We start from the raw sequence: 1,281 nt of genomic DNA, 5'->3' as shown, positions 1-1,281 counted from the left end.
TCTAATGCCGATCATTTAAGAATTAGTTAATAGCACTTGAACGATCTTCTAGGTATGTAAGAATCCGAATTCTTTTGTAGAATTCGGATTTTTTTATGCAACTTTCTAATGCTCTCGATATTATTAACAACAGCAAACCTAATGACGTTGAAACACTCGCAGACTTACTCCCTTTATCTCTTATCGAAGAAGCCTATGCACTGACCGAAACCGTTACACTACGAAAAAGAAAACTAACCCTAGAATCGATGGCTTGGTTGTTGATCGGGATGGTTATTTATAATGACAAATCGATGGCCGATGTCGTTAATATGCTCGACATTGTTGACCGCGAGGGTAAGCCATTTGTTGCGCCAAGTGCTTTAACTCAGCGTCGTAAAAACCTAGGTGAAGCCGCCATGAAAGCCTTATTTGAATGCACCCAAAGGCATTGGAATAATGGCGCTAATCATCCTCATTGGAATGGGCTTACCTTGCTTGGTGTCGATGGTGTTGTTTGGCGTACGGATGACTCACCCCAAAACAATGAAGCCTTTACAAAACCGACCAATACACAATACCCACAGGTCAGAATGGTGTGTCAAATGGAGCTAAGCAGCCACCTAATCACGGGGAGTGCTTTTGATGATTACAAGGTCAATGAAATGGTGCTGGCTGAAAAGCTTATAGAAACCACACCCGATAACAGTCTCACTTTATTCGACAAAGGTTTCTATTCTTTAGGGCTTTTACATAAATGGCAAACGACTGGCAGTGAACGCCACTGGCTAATCCCCCTGAAAAAAAATGTGCAATATGAAGTTATTCAAACATTAGGGCGTAATGATAAATTAGTCCAACTTAGCAGCAACCCAAGAGCAAGAAAGATGTGGCCAACGCTGCCTGACACCTTAATAGCGAGGTTAGTGACTCGAAAAATAAAGGGTAAATCATACAGTGTGATGACATCGATGACAGATCCGATGCAATATCCGTCAGCCGATATAGGCGATTTATATAGTCACCGCTGGGAGATAGAGCTTGGTTATCGCGAACAAAAGCAATATATGCTGGGTAATCGATTAACATTAAGAAGTCGCTTACCTGCGCTTGTAAAGCAAGAGCTGTGGGGAGTGTTGCTTACTTATAATATGGTGCGATATCAGATGGTAAAAATGTGCCACACATTAAAAGGTGATTATTTACCATACCAACTCAGTTTCAATGGTAGTTTAGCTCAAATAATGAGGTTGCTTGTTGGATTACCTTATTCAACACCTGGAGCCATACCACGTCAATTAA

Annotated in this window: 1 protein-coding gene; it reads left to right on the top strand. The window is 41.2% G+C overall.

The features are described 5' to 3' along the window. Positions 1-95: 95 nt before the first annotated feature. Positions 96-1,281, top strand: a 1,186-nt coding sequence (locus tag CXF64_RS09960; protein ID WP_101216920.1) for an IS4 family transposase, incomplete at its 3' end; no start/stop codon positions are given.

The organism is Pseudoalteromonas sp. GutCa3 (assembly GCF_002836155.1).
In the GTDB taxonomy this organism is placed as follows: Bacteria; Pseudomonadota; Gammaproteobacteria; order Enterobacterales; family Alteromonadaceae; genus Pseudoalteromonas; species Pseudoalteromonas arctica.
The sequence above is the reverse complement of the archived record's forward strand: the minus strand, read 5'-3'. Positions and strand labels throughout refer to the sequence as shown.